We start from the raw sequence: 15,626 nt of genomic DNA on the forward strand, positions 1-15,626 counted from the left end.
CCTGTTATGGATGAATTGACAATAAAAGGCTTCTTTTTGGTTGGGATATCGGTTCGGACAACCAACCAAAACGGACAGGCCTCAAAGGATATCGGCGCGTTATGGAATCGCTTTATGAGCGAACGGATTTTGCAGCAGGTAGTGAACCGGATAAGCGACGAAATTTATTGCGTTTATACCGATTACGAAAGCGATAAAGATGGTTATTATACAACGGTACTTGGTTGCTGCGTTGCTACAAAGGATAACATTCCGGAGGGCTTAATTTGTATTACAGTGCCACCCGGAAAGTATAACAGGTACGTAGCCAAAGGAGCCCTGCCGCAAGCTGTAAGTGAAACCTGGAGGCGGATTTGGTCGGATGATATTGACAGAAGATACCTGGCGGATTTTGACGTATATGGCGAGCGGTCGAAGAACCGGGAGGAGGCGGAGGTGGAAATTTTTGTTGGGGTGAATTAAAGTTGTCTGAATCAGAATTTACAGAATTTAAGAATTGACAGAATTCAATATTTTACGCAATTTTTATTCTGAAAATTATAAAATTCTGTAAATTCTGATTCAGATATTGTTACCTGTTAAAACCCAACCTCTGCCCGGTTTTTACTTCAATCAGTTTGCCATCAGCATAGGCCAGATTTCCTGATACAATGGTATGCGTTACCTGCGACCGGAAGGTGTTTCCTTCAAAGGGGCTCCAGTTACATTTGTATAAAATATTATTCTTATTTACGTTCCATGGCTTGTTCAGGTTAACCAGCACAAGGTCGGCCCAGTAACCTTCGCGGATGTATCCGCGCTTTTCAATCTGAAACAGGATAGCCACGTTATGCGCCATCTTTTCTACAATCTGTTCCAGGCTTATTTTACCATGGTGATAAAGCTCGAGCATGGCTGGCAATGCATGCTGAACCAATGGGCCGCCGGATGGGGCCCGAAGGTAAGGCTGCTCTTTTTCTTCGATGGCGTGCGGGGCATGGTCTGTAGCGATAACATCGATGCGCCCATCTAAAACCGCCTTCAAAATTCCGTCTCTGTCGGCTTCGGTTTTAACGGCAGGGTTCCACTTAATGTAGTTGCCTTTGGTTTCGTAATCGGCATCGGTAAACCATAAATGGTGGATGCAGGCTTCGGCCGTAATCCGTTTATCTTTTAGCGGGATGTTGTTATCAAAGAGATGCGTTTCGCGCTCGGTGGAGATGTGCAGAATATGCAGACGTGTGTTATGTTTTCTGGCCAGTTCTACAGCCATAGATGATGATAAATAGCAAGCCTCCTCGCTCCTGATTTTTGGATGTAAACGTACCGGAATATTGTCGCCAAGCAACTGTTTATAGTGCGCCAGGTTGCTATTGATAGTAGCCTCATCTTCGCAATGTGTTGCGATGAGTGTGGGGGCTTGCGCGAATAATTTTTCGAGTGTATTCGGATCATCAACCAGCATGTTTCCGGTGGATGAACCCATGAACACTTTAATGCCACAAACCCTGTTTACATCGGTGCGCAAAACCTCGTCGAGGTTGTTGTTTGAAACGCCCATGAAGAACGAATAATTAGCCAGCGAACTACGCGAAGCGATCTGGTATTTATCTTCCAGAAGTTCCTGCGTTAAAGTATTCGGAACGGTGTTCGGCATCTCCATAAATGAGGTGATACCACCCGCTACTGCCGCGCGCGATTCGGTATAAATGTCGGCTTTGTAAGTTAGGCCGGGCTCACGAAAATGCACCTGGTCGTCTATACAACCGGGCAGCAAATGCAGGCCTTCGGCATTGATAATTTGATCTGCCTGCACGTCAATCTGGCTGTCGATTTTAGCGATAAAACCATCTTTTATCAATACATCGGCAACGTATTGTTTGTGCTCGTTTACGATGGTGGCGGCTTTTATAAGTATTGTAGACATATTCTGGTATTTCGGATGTTTAATTCGGATTTACTGATTGAGTTCAAACTTACGAAGTTTTTAAAACTTCATAAGCTTCAGCCTAAGGAAGCTTAGATTTCCGCGAATGATTCTTCTGCCGGAAAATCGCCAAGGCCACTGTAAATTGAAATGCCATTAGCCTCGCTATCCGCCACAGCCCATTTCGCCATAGCGTACATCACCGGCCTTAAACCCTTTCCGGTTTCACTTAACCGGTAGCTTACATAAGGCGGCACTACGGGTTTCGCTTCCCTGATGATAATGCCATCTGCTTCCAGTTGTTTCAGGTGCTGGATCAATACTTTTTCGGTAATACCGTTTACTGATTTTTTAATTTCGCTATAGCGCTTGCTGCCCGTGAGCAGTTGGAACAAAATAATAGGTTTCCAATAACCGCCTATGCGTTCCATTACATAAGTTACGGGGCAGGCTGTAAAAGCGGCCTGTTTGTTTTCCTGTATGGTTGAGCTTTCTTTAATCGCTGTCATGGTGATACATACTTTGGGGTAAGTACTTGTAAAAAAGTAAGTGTAAAAATATCTTTGCTCTCAACAAAAACAAAATATATCATGAAAATTATCGTAACCGGTTCAACCGGAAATATCAGCAAACCATTAACCCAAACATTAGTAGCCGCAGGCCACAACGTAACCGTGATCAGCAGCAATGCAGATAAAACAGCGGAGATTGAAGCCCTTGGCGCCAAGGCCGCCATTGGTTCATTGACCGATACCGGTTTTTTAACCAATACCTTTACCGGCGCCGACGCGCTTTATGCCATGGTGCCGCCAAACTTTGTTGCCGGGAGCTTACGCGTATATCAAAACGAAACCGGTAAAAGCTATGCCGAAGCTATTAAACGTTCGGGCATTAACAAGGTAGTGATGTTAAGCAGTATTGGCGCGCATTTGGATAGCGGCGTAGGCCCGATAAAAGGCATCCATGATGTTGAGCAGATTTTTAACCAGTTGGATGGCGTAAATATTAAGTTTGTCCGTGCATCTTACTTCTTTACCAATTTTTTCAGTAATATCAATCTGATCAAACACCAGGGTATTATCGGCTCAAACTACGCCGCCGATGCACGGATGGTTATGGTACATCCGAGGGATATTGCCGCAGCTGTAGCCCAGGAGTTGCAAAACGACTTTACCGGTAAAAGCGTACGTTACATTGTAAGCGCCGAAGCTACAACCGGGCAGGTAGCCGCCGCATTAGGCCAGGCCATAGGCCAGCCAAACCTGCCCTGGGTTGAATTTACCGACCAACAACTGGAAGCTGGCTTATTACAGGCAGGCGTACCCGCCGAAATGACCGGTAACTATGTTGAAATGGGTACAGCTATAAGAAGTACGAAGCTTTGGGAAGATTATGATAAACACAAGCCGGCTTCATCAGGCAAAGTTACCTTGCAGGATTTCGCTGAGGAATTTGCGGCGGTATATAAGGCGTAAGTTTACTTACGGCTTAAGCTCTGCTATGGTTATCGCGAGACTCTGTTTTTACAAACAAAAGCGCTTCATTATTTATTTTACTTTTGGGTCTTAGGCGGCTTATTTAATCTGGTTAGAGCGGCTCATTTTTTAAGCAGCTGCTCTAACTATTAAATACGGATTCATTTGCTGTTTGTATTTGCTGATAATCTGCCAGACAGGGTGTTAGGTCTCTATAAACGCTATAAGCCATTTCGAGGATTTTCTTTGGATAGAATCGCATTTTTTTAACAAGGCATCTCAAAATCATGCCTCTTTAGATGCTGGAGCCCCTATTGTTCTCCCGGCCTTCGACTAAAGCTTTCCTGCTAATGGAAAATAAGAACAGCATTCATCAACTTCATTATCATAAAGTACGAAGCAATAATAGCTTTTCTAAGCAAGCTAATACTCAAGTTCCTGGCATTGGATGCCGGCTTTTTGCAGCAAGCCCTCTATATAACGGGGCGAAACATTACTGGCTTCGATGCGCAAAATATTGTCGCAATCATCCAGATCAAAGTTCCATTGAGTAATAGCGGGTTCTTTGGTTAATAAATTTTGCACCCGGCTTACCTGCCGTTTTTGGGTTACGCTTGTTGCAAATACCAGCACATCCATATATCAAGTTTTTTTCGTGGTAAGTAATTAGCCGAAAGCTTAAGGCAGAAAGCTATTCTTTAGCTTTTTTTTCTTCGTTTACCGGGCCGTTCCCGAAATCGTCCCAATTGTGGCCAAACCTGCCTGCACCACGGCCTTTCCATCCGCACATACGGTCTTCCCATTGGGTGCGGAATTGCTCGCGTTCTTCAGGGCTCATATTTTTAAAGCGTTCGGCCATACGCCCACGCATCCATGGTGCGCCGCCGCCTTTGGGGCCGCCTTTGCCAAATCCAAACAGTATTTTACAAAGTACAAATATGCCCATGGCCTGCCAATAGGTAATGGTTGTTACGTGCAATATATCGGGGAGTAAACAATTCCAAAGCTGCATCACCACAAAGCTGATCACAGCAAGGCAGGCAATCACACCCAATGGGATGAAAATGAATCGCCTTTTATAAAAAAATGGTTTCATGTTATTTAATATCTTAATTTTAATAATCCGAAATTTCAAGGTAGAGCTGGGCAAGCCTTTTGCGCAGGTGCAATACAGCGTAGCGCTTGCGCGATACCAGGGTATTGGTGTTTACCCCTGTACGTTTGGCAATCTCTTCGAAGGGGATATCTTCCAGTTCGTGCCAAACAAAAACCTGCTTCTGCTCTTCGGGTAGTTCATCCAGCGCAAAAAATAACTGCTCCCAAAAAAGGTTGCGCAAATACTCGGTTTCGGGAGTGGTAGCTTCGGTAAGGAGTATGGCTTTAAAGTCCGGTGCTTCATCGTCATCATCTTCACCATCCGCCAGCATATCATCAATCAGGGATTCCTTCTTTTTTTTATGCTTATCAGTTATTTTATTCCGGGCCACCCGGTATAGCCAGGCGCTGGTTTGTTCAATGGGTTCAGAGTTGATCACGGCGCTAAACTGGTACCAAACATCCTGCAAAATATCCTCGGCGTCGGCATCGTTTTTTACCCTCTGGCGAATAAATCCCAACAGGCTTTTACCATACGCTGCTATTGTTTGTATGATGTGGCTGTTTTTGTCCCGGGGCATTATCGCTGTTGTCAATTTCTTTATCCTTTTAAAGATAAAGACGATTATGGTTTTAAAACATTTTAATTTTTTTTAAAAAAAAGCTGTCGGCCTAATAAATTCATTTCTCGTTGCAAAACCCGGCATTACAAACAGCCAACCGGCGACACATTAAAACGATACCTAAACGCCAAAATTCAATTTTAACAGAATTAAATTCATAAAATATTAAAATTTTTGAATTTAATTCATTTTATATGTAATATTACCGTATGACCAACGAACAAGAAATCGTTTTAGACAAAACTGATCTGCATATCCTACGCCTGATGCAGGAAAACGCCCGTATTTCCAACGCCGACCTGGCCCGCGAACTCGGCATGGCGCCATCAGGGATATTGGAGCGGGTAAAGAAACTGGAACAAAAAAACGTGATCCAGCAATACACCACACGCATTAACCCGGTGGCCCTGCAGCAAAAATTGGTAGCCTTTATTTTTATGAAAGCTGCCGACGGCCCCGGAAGTGAAGCCACCTCGCGCGAGCTGGCTAAAATACCCGAGGTACAGGAGGTACATTGTATTGCCGGAGACGATTGTTACCTCATTAAGATACGCACCTACGATTCGGCATCGCTTATGAGCCTCATTCGTACTTACTTCAGCAAGATCCCCAATATTTTGAGCACCCGCACCACCATAGTGCTCGAAACCGTGAAAGAACAACAACAATTGGTTATACCCGAAAAATAATTACGCCATGCCAACCAACGCCAACAAACCCGTTTCGCCTTTATTGGTTGTTTTAGCCTTCGCTACCGTTTATATGGTATGGGGCTCGACCTACTTTTTTATTAAGATAGCCGTAGCCGGTTTCCCGCCCTTGCTGTTAGGTGCCTTACGATTTTTTACCGCTGGCTTGCTGTTGATGGTATGGTGCGCTATTAAGGGCGACAAACTATTTGTACCCCGCAACATACTGCACGCCGCAATAAGCGGGTTCCTGTTGCTGGTAATTGGCAATGGTGTTGTTATTTGGGTGGAGCAAACCTTACCAAGCGCCATGGTGGCTATTATGGTAACATCGCCGCCAATTTGGTTTGTATTGTTAGATAAGCCAAACTGGAGCACCAATTTCAGGAGCAAAAGCACCATTGCAGGCTTACTGATTGGTTTTACAGGTGTAATACTGCTTTTCAGCGAGCAGATTGAAAGCATGCTCGGCACATCTGCCGCGTCATCAAAATTACCAGGGATGTTGCTTTTGGTGTTTGGTACGCTGGGCTGGGCATCAGGTTCATTATATTCAAAACATTACAATAACAAAGGTTCCAGTTTGGTAAATGCCGCCTGGCAAATGCTTGCTGCAGGCGCGTTTTTTATCCCTGCCAGCTTTTTAACCAACGAGGTGCAAACTGTAAAATGGAGCAACATTCCGGCGCAAAGCTGGTACGCTTTGGCCTACCGGTAGTATTCGGGTCGATAGCCGCGTTTAGCGCCTATGTTTGGCTTTTACAGGTAAGGCCGGCTACACAGGTTGGTACTTATGCATACGTTAACCCGGTAATAGCGGTATTACTCGGGGTAATTTTTGCCGGAGAACAGGTAAGTTGGATACAGGTGGCCGGTTTGTTTGTGATTTTGGGGAGCGTATTGCTGATCAATCTATCAAAATACAGGAAAGTGAAGTTAAAGGAAGGTAAGCTCCTGGTAACGGAGTAAATAGCTTTGCTTTTATTATCCTTTTACCTATTTTTGTAATAGTGAAAGCCACTAAATCAAATATACATAAACCTGCTGTTAGCAACTCCGCTGAACAAAAAAAGGTTAACCCCTTTAAGAAATTAATGGAGGATAAGGATCGTATTGCCGAAGCGGTCAATAACGGACAATCGCTGTCAACACTAAAAGACATTAAATTTGTACGACCGCTATAGCGTTGAGTTTGATGAAGGCGAAGAATACAGGTTTACTACATCAAGTGGTGATTTATATATAGCCTACTTTACTGAATTTGTTTTACTTGATCCGTCCGGGACGGAGATCAAAGTTCTTTCTTTTGGTTTCACCCGCAAACAGGCAATTGAAACCAAAAAGCGTTACGATAGTAAAGTAAAACACACAATTGTTTTTATCATAAATCATTTTTTCGAAAAACAACCCGATGATGCTGTTTTATATATGTGCATGACCAATGATGGTAAAGCAAGAAACAGAAATGTAACTTTTAATAATTGGTATCACGAATTGAATAGCAATCTTGAAAAACATAGTTCGTCATCCGAACTTGGAAGAGGGGGATTTTACGCATCTATTTTATTCAAAGTAAATAACCCAAACAAAAGAAGGCTAATTTCTTCTTTCTATTTCACGATTGATTATTGGGGATTAAACGATTATTAACCTCAACTTTCCCATTTCCCAAACTCAAAATACCTGCTGATACTTATACTGATTTTGCTTCCCACCGGGAATTTCTTCCTGTCGTGATTAATTACCCTTAAGGTAATCCCATCCTTCTCAATTATAAGTTCTTCAAAAAAACCTTTAAACAGCACCATTTTTACCAGCCATTTGCTGCCTAAGGTGCTGATCTTAACATGTTCGGCGTAAATAACGACTGTACTACGCTTACTTTTTATACCGCAAACTTTCGCGTCGACCGATGTTAGTCGGGTACAGCTGGCCAGAATTTGCGCGGTGTACAGCAGTTTGGGCGAATGGTAAAGTTGTTCAGGGCTACCGTTTTCTACGATCTCCCCTTCTTTCAGCACAATGAGTTCATCAGCCATGGACAGGATCTCGGCCGGATCGTGCGATACCAGTACCACCGTTACGCCCTGGGCTTTTACAATGTACCTGATATCATGCTGCAAAGCCTCGCGGTAGGTGGCGTCAACCTGGTTAAAGGGCTCATCGAGCAATAAAACCTCCGGACGACTGATGAGCGCCCTGGCTATGGTTACCCGCTGTTTTTCGCCGCCACTTAATTTGCCAAAGGGCATTTCCCGCAAATTATAAATGTTTAAAAGATACAAAGCTTCGGTAACACGCTGTATCGATTGGCTTTGGTCTTCATCGGGCAAGCCTTCGTTTATCGTATCCCATACCGATGTTCGCGGATCAAGGTCGGTATTGTGCTGGGCCACCATCCGCATGGCTTTATGCGCATGCTGGATGCCCTTATCGCGACTTAAAACGCGTTCTTCCTTAAAAAACACTTCGCCATGATCAGGTTCAAGCGTGCCGTAAAGTAAATTAAGTAAGGTGGTTTTCCCGCTGCCGCTCTCGCCTACTATGGCTGTTATTTTGCTTTTGGGAATAAAAATGGTAATGTTATTAACGCCTGAGGATTTATCGCCAAAAAAGTTTTTGGTAACGGAAATCGTTTCCAGGATCAGGTCGTCGGTCATGCGATATATCAATTATAACGGCTAAGCGTAATTTTCTTCAATTCTGTTAGGGACAACGAATCTATAAAAAAGTTAAAAGCAAAAAAACTTTATGTGATAACCGACTAATCATCGGCCTCAAAAAAACAAATAGGCCATAAACGCTATTTTATAGTTTAAATCAATTTACCATGAATAAAACAGTAGGAATATTACTCATTGTAATAGGTGCAGTCATGCTCATCTGGACGGGCTTCACCTACACCAAAAAAGAAAAAATAGTTGATGCTGGCCCCATCCAGGTATCGGCCGATAAAGAAAAAACTGTTAACTGGCCGCCCTACCTTGGCGGATTACTCGTTATAGGCGGAATTGTGGTCGTTGCTACAGCAAAAAAATAACTTTTTATTTGCTATTAGCAGCTATTAGCGGGCTTGTATAACTAACCGTTAATAGCTGCTGATCATTGCTGTAACCGCAAACACGTGCCATCATGATGGCGCAGTGTGCTATATTACAAATTCATCTGATCGCTGTTTAAACTTACTCAAGCAGCAGCGTATCTTCATCGTCGGTAAGTTTTAACTGGATTGTGTCACTTCCTGCTATGCCTTCAATACTCCCCCTGATGTGCGCCGCGCTTAACAATACTTTATCCAGTTGCTTTTCACGGGCCTTCCAGAGTTTTTCCATGGCATCGCGTTCGCGCTGAATGGATTGGCGCATGCTCATATACCCTTCACGAATAGCTTTCCATTGCTCAGAAAACTCGGTGCTGGTAAGATAATCATACAGCAGGTGCATTTTATCGCCTTTATTATCCTGCGATTTGGCAAGGTTTGACAATTTCATCACACCATCGCGTAAGATGTATGATACCGCTTTCACCTCATCAAAACTGCAGATCCAAACGCCATCGCGCTCGCCAAAACAATCCATGCCTTTGGGGTAACACTGAGTTACTATTACTGCCACATCAACCCCCATGCTGCGCATGTCTTTTTTCAGCTTCTCAATCCAATCCATCGAAAAAGCATTGGTACGCTTGCTTTCGTAAATAATTCTGCCGCATTCCTGTCCAAACTGGTTACGTACAGTTTGCACACAATCGGCACCACGAACGCCTTTACCCACTTCGCTGATCACGTCAAAAGGAAAATAGTTACGGAGCAGTTCCTCCAATATTAGTTCCTGGGCTTCGCCCTGTAATTGCATGGAGCCTTGTTCGGCTTTGCGTTTCATCTCGTCGGCCAGTTTTTTCTGGTCATCCAGTTGTTTCTCAAGTTCTTTAACCTTCAACTGGTATTCTGTATCCTTTATGCTGTGACGCTCGGCCTCCTGCTTACGGATCAGTTCGGTTAGCTCGTTGCGTTGCTCCTGCAACCTGCGCTGTACAGCAAGCTCCATCTCTTCTTCTTTTTGCTGTAATTGTTTTTCGCGCTGCAAAAACTCCAGTTCTTTTTGACGGGATTGTTTAAGCTTTTCTTCAGTTTCGGCGGCCGAACTTTTTAAAAGCAGCAACTGGTTTTCAAAATCCTGACTGATGGTTTTGCGCAGGTTATCTTCGAGGGTTTGCTGTAATTGCTTCTTTTCGTTGTTAAGCCTTTGCTCAAAAGCCGCCTGTTGCTGGCGCTCCTTATTTAAAAATTCCTCATCCTTTTTCCTGTACTCTTCTTCTTTCTGACGGGTATAATCCATCATTTTAAGCCGGAGTTGCTTTTTATACTCCTCGGCCATTACCTCTTCTATCGGAAAACCGTAACCACAACTCGGGCACTTAACTTCTGTTGCCATACTATTTTAAAACCGGGAAATACCCCGGTTCTTCAAAGATATGAATTTTACCTACAGCGGGCGCTTACTCCAAATAGGGTTAACATTATTGTAACAAAATGAAACTATGATGATAACAATATGTTGCTTATTCCGTTTTAAATACCGAAGTTTATAATATGCAAATACTGAGGATAGGTAAAGTAATGTGGAGCCATGATTATGACCTGGCCACGCTTGGATTAGCCAACGAGGTAGGTGCATTATTTTCGTTTACGCCGCCAACACACCATTATAACGGCGAAATTATCCTCACCCCCAAAAGCATAGTACTTGATGGCGATGGTTACGAACACATCCCATTAGATGACCTTGAACAATTGTATTTAGGTTTTGACGAGTTTTACAAGCGTTCGATGGTTCGTAACAACGGCATTTTCTGGCAGCCTTTACGCTTGCGTTACCGGATTAAAGATGAGTTAGCTACCATCTATTTGATTATTGATCATACACTTTTCGGCGCCAAAAACCAAATGTGGTTCAATATCCTTAAACAGCTTTTAGCAAGATAATCACCACTCCCCCATTTTTCCAGGTATTTAAACCGCTTCGACTACCGTTAAAATACCCTAAACCCGGTATTTCACCGTAGTTAATAAGAATGCATATTTGAATATAGCAAAGGTTATTAATATGCTATGCTTATGGTGAAAAAAGCTGAGCCTTTTCTATTGTTTAGGTGCATGCCTTTAATAGCGCTTAATTATACCGGAATAAAACCGGCATTAAATCATACATACTTTAAAACTGCTTTCATAGTGCAGCAGGCGCGACGCTGATTACGATGATATTGATCCGTACCCTGGCTATAGGATATTTAACTTAAAACATTCATTCCTTAAACCCCATCACTACACACAAAAAACGGCGCGGAATACCGCGCCGTTTTTGTTTGTATATGTTGTTTAAAGCTTATTTAGCTTTACCAAATTCGCCATTAGCTTTGATAGCCACTTCATCACTTAATATAGCAGCTCCGAATTTTGAACCAAAGTTAAAATCAGAACGTTTGATAGTGCCGGTTAACTGAAAACCTGCGTCATCAGCTTTGCTCATTGGGTTTTGGATAGTACCACGGTACCATAAATCAAACGAAGCCGGTTTTGTAACACCGTGCAAGGTTAAGTTGCCGGTAAGTTTATAGTGTTTATCTGATGTTTTGGTGATACCGGTGCTGGTGAAAGTAATAGTTGGGTAAGCAGCAACATCAAAAAAATCAGGACCAGACAGGTGTTTATCGCGATTGTCGTTATCTGTAGATACAGAAGCAGCCTGGATGCTGATCTGGAATTTAGCATCGCTAAAATCCGGTTTTGAAGCGGTGATGGTTGCATCATAGTTTTTGAAAAGACCATCAACGTCAGATACCAATAAGTGGGTTATGGTAAATTTAACATTTGAGTGTGCTTTGTCAATGGTCCAGGTAGTTTGTGCTGATGCCATTGTGTAAGTAAATACTGCTGCTAACAGGATAAGAATCTTTTTCATTGTTTTAATTTTTGTTTTTGATTTATGCTTCAAAAGTAGATAAATGATTGAGAGTTCAAAAAAATAAATGTTTAAACACCTACTTTATTAAAATCGGATGACAATATACTACTGATTTAGTGGGATTTTAAGTTAAATTTTAAAAAAATCACAGATCAGCAAGTTCATTCACTGCTCAGTTCATGGTAAGATCCGGCTGGTATACCATAATTACAGCAAGCATCATTATTAAAACAAACGAGATGGTTAAAAGGATATCCACCAGCAACTTCTTGTTTTCGGGTTTCATATTACTATTTTTTAAACAGTAAAAGCTGCAGGTAAGCTTATTAATCAGTTAGGTAAAAAACGACGTAGCAGGGCGCTTATTGTGCGTGAAAAAAAGTAATAAAAAATAATTTTAACAAAACCCTTAGCTAAAGCAATTGTTAAGCTTTTATAATTGAGTTTTTTAAAATTTAAAGTAATTATGTGAAACGGCCCGGAATAAAATCCCGGCCGTTTTTTTCTAAAGTAAATTGTTATTCGCGGCTACCTTTTATTAAAGCGGCCCGAGAAAAAATCGTCTACCTTTTTATTAAACTCGTCTGCATGTTCAACAAGGGTACCGTGGCCCGAGTCGGGTAAGATCCATAAGTATGCATTTTTTATATGTTGGGCTATCTTTACAGTATGTTCAGTTACAATCAGGTCATGATCGCCGGCAATGATAAGCGAAGGGCATTTGATTGCCTTTAAAGCCGATAATTTGATATGAGGTTCTTTATAATCGAGCAAAAAAATCTTGCGGTCGTTTTTCTGCTTGTCCGTTAGCAATTTATCAGCTTTTTTATCATTATACTCTTTCTCCATATCCTTCCACAACGATGGTATCAGCGCGGTTGAATCGGGCCACAGATTTGCCCCGGTAGACGCCAGGCTGATCACTTTTTTGGGGTGGCGCATGGCCAGCACCAGGGCATTAATACCGCCATCGCTCCATCCCAATACATAAGCCGAATCGATATGCATCACGTCGAGCAGGGCTGCGAAATCATCGGCCATCATTTCAAAAGTAAGGGAATCGCGCGGATCGGCAGATTTTCCGTGGGCTCGGCTGTCAACAGCTATCACCTTATAGCTTTTTGCAAAGTATGGGATGTTTTTTTCGAATGAATTAATACTGCCACCGTTACCATGTATCATGAGCAACGGCCTGCCCTTTCCGTACACTTCGGTATAAAGTTTTATTCCCCGCACGTCGTAGTATTTCCCCGCCGCAGCGTTATCGCCATAAACAATACCTTTTTGCTGGCCGCAGGCCGTTATTGCCAGGCATACAAACGCCAACAGGAGAAATTTCTTCAAAATCATTGTCATTTTTTAAATTTTATAAATATACACAGATAAAGCAATGTTGGTAAGCCGCTTAAGCCTGCGCTTTATTTTCACGTCATGTAAATTAAACATGTACTATATTTGCGCCCTTAAAGTAAAAACACTTTTTAAACTATACGCGTAAAACAATATCATACCTATAACGATTATAGGATGAACTGTTTATAAAACGCATACACATATTGTTCATGTTTGCTATCCTGCCAAAAAGTTGTAAAATATTCTCCCGGTTTGTTTTTATAATGTACCTGTTTGCGGGCCGATATTGTTTTGGGCAGCAAAGCGAGCCTTTATCCAACCATTTTAAATTTAAAACGGTAATTATTGATGCCGGGCATGGTGGTAAAGATCCGGGATCGCACGGGGCTTACTCTAAAGAAAAAAACATATCGTTAAGCATAGCAAAAAAGCTGCGGGATGCTATTATTGACGAAATGAATGGTGTAAAAGTGGTGATGACACGCAGTACTGATGTTTTTGTGGAGCTACACAAACGCGCCGATATCGCCAATGATAACCATGGCAACCTGTTTATCTCCATCCATTGCAACTCATCACCACAGCGCAAAGGCTCATCGCGCGGAACGCTGCTGTTGGTATATGGTTTTCACCGGAGCCAGGAACAGCGCGAAGCGCTGCGCGAAAACGCTTCGATATTTATTGAAAAGGATTACAAACAAAAATATAACGGTTATGGCGACGACGCTGTGGTGAATACCATAGTACTTAACGCGTTTCAGCAAAAGTACCGCAAGCAAAGTATCCGCTTTGGCGACCTGGTTGATTACCAGTTTCGAAAAGCCAACGGCAGGCACAGCCTGGGCGTAAAAGAGCAGGGCGTACTTGTACTTGCCCAAAGCGGGATGCCCGCGATTTTGGTAGAAACAGGTTTTATTAATAACCCTGCCGATGAAGAATACCTGAACTCCGCCAGCGGACAAAATGAGATTGTGCGCTCAATATTGAATGCGCTTAAGCAATATAAAAACAACCTGGAAGGTAACTGATCAAGTAGATACCAAACGTTTATTCCATAATACAACTATAGCAACCGGAAAGCTACACGTTAGCTGTCCAACTTTCTGTATTCGTAAAACAGGTAAACTTTTTGAGGTTTTTTCAATAATTAAAAGTAATTGGCTTTTTACCAGGCCAATTTAAAAGCGCAGCCCCACCAATTCATTTTTTAATTAGATGCACGTATTTTTTTACAAACAAACCGGGTTGTAAACTGTAACTTTATGAGGTAAACCAATCATAATCAAACATCTTACCATCCTGACTATGGCAACTGTACAAAAAACATCCAGAAGAAACTTTATCCGTAGCGCCTCATTAGGTATTGGCGCGTTGGCACTGAGTCCGGCATTGGTGCAGCTATCAATGGCCCGGTCCGCTAAAAAGCTAGGGATAGCTTTAGTTGGCCTGGGCGGCTACGCGGGCGGACAACTGGCACCGGCCCTGCAGCAAACTCAAAACTGCTACCTGGCCGGTATTGTAACAGGAACGCCATCAAAAGCGGATGATTGGGCTAAGAAATACAATATCCCGCAAAAAAACATTTACAGTTATGAAAACTTTCATGAGATAGCCAAAAATCCGGATATCGATATCATATACATTGTGCTGCCTGTAAGTATGCATAAGGAATATACGATCAAGGCCGCGCAGGCAGGCAAACATGTAATTTGCGAGAAACCGATGGCTCTAAACGCCGGGGAATGCAGGGAGATGATAGCGGCCTGTAAAAAAGCAGGTAAATTATTATCTATAGGTTATCGTTTACATTTTGAACCCCATACCATCGAATTGATGCGGCTTGGGCAAAAACAGGTTTACGGGAAGGTGAAAAGTATCGATACAGGTAATGGCTTTACTTACCGGGGCGACCCTAATGCCTGGAGGTTAAAAAAAGCTCTTGCCGGCGGCGGCGGGTTGATGGATATGGGAATTTATTCCATCCAGGGCTCCCGGTATACCCTGGGCCAGGAACCTGTAGCAGTTAAGGCTACCCAGGAAAAAACCAAACCCGAGTTATTTAAAGATGTGGATGAAACCGTTTTTTGGGAATTGAAATTTCCGGGAGGGCAAAAAGTTAACGGCAAATCAAGCTACAACCATGATTGGGGATACCTGAAGGCTGAAGCCGAAAAAGGAAATTTTGAATTGAGCCCCGCATTTGGTTATGGCGGGATTAACGGAAAAGTAAATGGTAACGCTATGCATTTTCCGCAAATAAACCAGCAAGCCGCGCAAATGGATGATTTTGCAATGTGTGTGTTACAAAATAAGCAAAGCCGTGTGCCCGGCGAGGAAGGACTGAAAGATATGATGGTAATTGACGCCATTTACCGCAGCCTCGACAGCGGTAACTGGGAGAAGATAAGCTGATTGACAAAGCGTTACAGTACCGCTAAACCAGAAAAAATATCAGAACGACAATTTAAAGGTTTAGGAAATGAATAAGGGAGTTTTTAAAGCCCTGGTCGCGATAAGCCGGT

19 protein-coding genes are annotated in these 15,626 nt (G+C 42.7%); 10 read left to right on the top strand and 9 right to left on the bottom strand.

The window, feature by feature from the left end; genetic code table 11:
- Positions 1 to 6: 6 nt before the first annotated feature.
- Entirely contained in the window at positions 7 to 462 is a 456-nt protein-coding gene (locus LX99_RS02140; protein ID WP_109605976.1) for a GyrI-like domain-containing protein, read from the top strand.
- Positions 463 to 571: 109 nt separating this feature from the next.
- On the opposite strand, the gene LX99_RS02145 is transcribed toward LX99_RS02140, so the two are convergent.
- Positions 572 to 1,906 (bottom strand): dihydroorotase, encoded by a 1,335-nt coding sequence (locus tag LX99_RS02145; protein WP_109605978.1) that lies wholly within the window; start codon positions 1,904 to 1,906, stop codon positions 572 to 574.
- A gap of 92 nt (positions 1,907 to 1,998) precedes the next feature.
- Entirely contained in the window at positions 1,999 to 2,415 is a 417-nt protein-coding gene (locus LX99_RS02150; RefSeq protein WP_109605980.1) for a winged helix-turn-helix transcriptional regulator, read from the bottom strand.
- Between the two features lie 81 nt (positions 2,416 to 2,496).
- Here LX99_RS02150 and LX99_RS02155 point away from each other — a divergent pair, with 81 nt between their 5' ends.
- A complete protein-coding gene (locus LX99_RS02155) occupies positions 2,497 to 3,381 on the top strand; it encodes an NmrA family NAD(P)-binding protein (protein WP_109605982.1) in 885 nt (294 codons plus the stop codon).
- Positions 3,382 to 3,804: 423 nt separating this feature from the next.
- Here LX99_RS02155 and LX99_RS02160 read toward each other — a convergent pair whose 3' ends face one another.
- From LX99_RS02160 to LX99_RS02170, 3 genes are read right to left on the bottom strand one after another with little or no spacing between them, the layout of a single operon-like run.
- Positions 3,805 to 4,020 carry a hypothetical protein gene (locus LX99_RS02160; protein WP_109605984.1) on the bottom strand — a complete coding sequence of 72 codons (216 nt, stop codon included), beginning with the start codon at positions 4,018 to 4,020 and terminating at the stop codon, positions 3,805 to 3,807.
- Between the two features lie 52 nt (positions 4,021 to 4,072).
- Complete coding sequence (locus tag LX99_RS02165; protein ID WP_109606937.1) at positions 4,073 to 4,477, bottom strand: hypothetical protein; 405 nt, start codon at positions 4,475 to 4,477, stop codon at positions 4,073 to 4,075.
- A gap of 19 nt (positions 4,478 to 4,496) precedes the next feature.
- Positions 4,497 to 5,057 carry an RNA polymerase sigma factor gene (locus tag LX99_RS02170; protein ID WP_109605986.1) on the bottom strand — a complete coding sequence of 187 codons (561 nt, stop codon included), beginning with the start codon at positions 5,055 to 5,057 and terminating at the stop codon, positions 4,497 to 4,499.
- Positions 5,058 to 5,308: 251 nt separating this feature from the next.
- Between LX99_RS02170 and LX99_RS02175 the strand changes: the two genes are divergently transcribed.
- The 4 genes from LX99_RS02175 to LX99_RS02185 all read left to right on the top strand — a co-directional run bounded on the left by LX99_RS02175 (position 5,309) and on the right by LX99_RS02185 (position 7,438).
- On the top strand, positions 5,309 to 5,788 hold the full coding sequence (locus LX99_RS02175; RefSeq protein WP_109605988.1) for an Lrp/AsnC family transcriptional regulator: 480 nt from the start codon (positions 5,309 to 5,311) through the stop codon (positions 5,786 to 5,788).
- A gap of 7 nt (positions 5,789 to 5,795) precedes the next feature.
- Positions 5,796 to 6,506 carry an EamA family transporter gene (locus tag LX99_RS02180; RefSeq protein ID WP_245927824.1) on the top strand — a complete coding sequence of 237 codons (711 nt, stop codon included), beginning with the start codon at positions 5,796 to 5,798 and terminating at the stop codon, positions 6,504 to 6,506.
- The gene (locus LX99_RS26535) at positions 6,458 to 6,757 is read left to right on the top strand and encodes an EamA family transporter (RefSeq protein ID WP_245927825.1); all 300 of its coding nucleotides are present in this window, start codon (positions 6,458 to 6,460) and stop codon (positions 6,755 to 6,757) included. Before LX99_RS02180 ends, LX99_RS26535 begins: the two co-directional genes overlap by 49 nt.
- Before the next feature lie 198 nt (positions 6,758 to 6,955).
- Positions 6,956 to 7,438, top strand: a complete 483-nt coding sequence (locus tag LX99_RS02185) for a DUF6169 family protein (RefSeq protein ID WP_109605990.1) — start codon at positions 6,956 to 6,958, stop codon at positions 7,436 to 7,438.
- Between the two features lie 2 nt (positions 7,439 to 7,440).
- On the opposite strand, the gene LX99_RS02190 is transcribed toward LX99_RS02185, so the two are convergent.
- Positions 7,441 to 8,448 carry an ABC transporter ATP-binding protein gene (locus LX99_RS02190; RefSeq protein WP_022831237.1) on the bottom strand — a complete coding sequence of 336 codons (1,008 nt, stop codon included), beginning with the start codon at positions 8,446 to 8,448 and terminating at the stop codon, positions 7,441 to 7,443.
- Between the two features lie 170 nt (positions 8,449 to 8,618).
- Between LX99_RS02190 and LX99_RS02195 the strand changes: the two genes are divergently transcribed.
- Positions 8,619 to 8,828 carry a hypothetical protein gene (locus LX99_RS02195; RefSeq protein ID WP_022831236.1) on the top strand — a complete coding sequence of 70 codons (210 nt, stop codon included), beginning with the start codon at positions 8,619 to 8,621 and terminating at the stop codon, positions 8,826 to 8,828.
- 142 nt (positions 8,829 to 8,970) lie between these two features.
- On the opposite strand, the gene LX99_RS02200 is transcribed toward LX99_RS02195, so the two are convergent.
- Positions 8,971 to 10,221, bottom strand: a complete 1,251-nt coding sequence (locus tag LX99_RS02200) for a DUF2130 domain-containing protein (protein ID WP_170122607.1) — start codon at positions 10,219 to 10,221, stop codon at positions 8,971 to 8,973.
- Between the two features lie 158 nt (positions 10,222 to 10,379).
- Here LX99_RS02200 and LX99_RS02205 point away from each other — a divergent pair, with 158 nt between their 5' ends.
- Positions 10,380 to 10,772 (top strand): hypothetical protein, encoded by a 393-nt coding sequence (locus LX99_RS02205; RefSeq protein WP_109605992.1) that lies wholly within the window; start codon positions 10,380 to 10,382, stop codon positions 10,770 to 10,772.
- A 400-nt stretch (positions 10,773 to 11,172) separates the two neighbouring features.
- Here the strand turns inward: LX99_RS02205 and LX99_RS02210 are convergent, their stop codons facing one another.
- Both LX99_RS02210 and LX99_RS02215 read right to left on the bottom strand, forming a co-directional pair.
- Complete coding sequence (locus LX99_RS02210) at positions 11,173 to 11,748, bottom strand: YceI family protein (RefSeq protein WP_031266331.1); 576 nt, start codon at positions 11,746 to 11,748, stop codon at positions 11,173 to 11,175.
- Positions 11,749 to 12,279: 531 nt separating this feature from the next.
- Positions 12,280 to 13,107 (bottom strand): alpha/beta fold hydrolase, encoded by an 828-nt coding sequence (locus LX99_RS02215; RefSeq protein WP_109605994.1) that lies wholly within the window; start codon positions 13,105 to 13,107, stop codon positions 12,280 to 12,282.
- A 260-nt stretch (positions 13,108 to 13,367) separates the two neighbouring features.
- Here LX99_RS02215 and LX99_RS02220 point away from each other — a divergent pair, with 260 nt between their 5' ends.
- Complete coding sequence (locus tag LX99_RS02220; RefSeq protein WP_170122608.1) at positions 13,368 to 14,132, top strand: N-acetylmuramoyl-L-alanine amidase family protein; 765 nt, start codon at positions 13,368 to 13,370, stop codon at positions 14,130 to 14,132.
- A gap of 277 nt (positions 14,133 to 14,409) precedes the next feature.
- A complete protein-coding gene (locus tag LX99_RS02225; RefSeq protein ID WP_109605998.1) occupies positions 14,410 to 15,516 on the top strand; it encodes a Gfo/Idh/MocA family protein in 1,107 nt (368 codons plus the stop codon).
- The last annotated feature ends 110 nt before the right edge of the window (positions 15,517 to 15,626 follow it).

It is taken from the genome of Mucilaginibacter oryzae (assembly GCF_003148845.1).
GTDB classification, from domain to species: Bacteria; Bacteroidota; Bacteroidia; order Sphingobacteriales; family Sphingobacteriaceae; genus Mucilaginibacter; species Mucilaginibacter oryzae.

Bases quoted from the DNA above. Each gene is read 5' to 3' on its own strand.
- LX99_RS02140 (WP_109605976.1), top strand. From the start codon at position 7: ATGGATGAATTGACAATAAAAGGCTTCTTTTTGGTTGGGATATCGGTT.
- LX99_RS02145 (WP_109605978.1), bottom strand. From the start codon at position 1,906: ATGTCTACAATACTTATAAAAGCCGCCACCATCGTAAACGAGCACAAA.
- LX99_RS02150 (WP_109605980.1), bottom strand. From the start codon at position 2,415: ATGACAGCGATTAAAGAAAGCTCAACCATACAGGAAAACAAACAGGCC.
- LX99_RS02155 (WP_109605982.1), top strand. From the start codon at position 2,497: ATGAAAATTATCGTAACCGGTTCAACCGGAAATATCAGCAAACCATTA.
- LX99_RS02160 (WP_109605984.1), bottom strand. From the start codon at position 4,020: ATGGATGTGCTGGTATTTGCAACAAGCGTAACCCAAAAACGGCAGGTA.
- LX99_RS02165 (WP_109606937.1), bottom strand. From the start codon at position 4,477: ATGAAACCATTTTTTTATAAAAGGCGATTCATTTTCATCCCATTGGGT.
- LX99_RS02170 (WP_109605986.1), bottom strand. From the start codon at position 5,057: ATGCCCCGGGACAAAAACAGCCACATCATACAAACAATAGCAGCGTAT.
- LX99_RS02175 (WP_109605988.1), top strand. From the start codon at position 5,309: ATGACCAACGAACAAGAAATCGTTTTAGACAAAACTGATCTGCATATC.
- LX99_RS02180 (WP_245927824.1), top strand. From the start codon at position 5,796: ATGCCAACCAACGCCAACAAACCCGTTTCGCCTTTATTGGTTGTTTTA.
- LX99_RS26535 (WP_245927825.1), top strand. From the start codon at position 6,458: ATGGAGCAACATTCCGGCGCAAAGCTGGTACGCTTTGGCCTACCGGTA.
- LX99_RS02190 (WP_022831237.1), bottom strand. From the start codon at position 8,448: ATGACCGACGACCTGATCCTGGAAACGATTTCCGTTACCAAAAACTTT.
- LX99_RS02195 (WP_022831236.1), top strand. From the start codon at position 8,619: ATGAATAAAACAGTAGGAATATTACTCATTGTAATAGGTGCAGTCATG.
- LX99_RS02200 (WP_170122607.1), bottom strand. From the start codon at position 10,221: ATGGCAACAGAAGTTAAGTGCCCGAGTTGTGGTTACGGTTTTCCGATA.
- LX99_RS02205 (WP_109605992.1), top strand. From the start codon at position 10,380: ATGCAAATACTGAGGATAGGTAAAGTAATGTGGAGCCATGATTATGAC.
- LX99_RS02210 (WP_031266331.1), bottom strand. From the start codon at position 11,748: ATGAAAAAGATTCTTATCCTGTTAGCAGCAGTATTTACTTACACAATG.
- LX99_RS02215 (WP_109605994.1), bottom strand. From the start codon at position 13,107: ATGACAATGATTTTGAAGAAATTTCTCCTGTTGGCGTTTGTATGCCTG.
- LX99_RS02220 (WP_170122608.1), top strand. From the start codon at position 13,368: ATGTACCTGTTTGCGGGCCGATATTGTTTTGGGCAGCAAAGCGAGCCT.
- LX99_RS02225 (WP_109605998.1), top strand. From the start codon at position 14,410: ATGGCAACTGTACAAAAAACATCCAGAAGAAACTTTATCCGTAGCGCC.